Raw genomic sequence first — 243 nt, forward strand, 5'->3', positions numbered from 1 at the left:
GTGAAGCGCCGTCAACGAAGCACTTCGAATAGCATTGGCCAAGCGCGATATGGCAGGAGGCGATTTCGTCGAAGAGCGTGTTGTAGAAGAGGATGCCGCTTGCCGAGATCGGCGAGGAATGCGGCACAAGCGCCACTTCACCCAGGCGCCGGGCACCCTCATCGGTATCCAGCACCTTGTTCAGTACGGCTTCGCCCTTCGAAGCCTTGGCCTCCACGATGCGGCCGGCCTCGAACTTCACCT

General features: G+C 60.5%; 1 protein-coding gene. It reads right to left on the minus strand.

Features of this window, described 5'->3' with window-relative positions:
* The coding region (locus tag SB816_RS34355) for an aminopeptidase (protein ID WP_410548540.1) at positions 1–243 on the minus strand (243 nt) is incomplete at both ends.

This window comes from Achromobacter sp. SIMBA_011, assembly GCF_046535435.1.
Taxonomy (GTDB): Bacteria; Pseudomonadota; Gammaproteobacteria; order Burkholderiales; family Burkholderiaceae_B; genus Achromobacter; species Achromobacter dolens.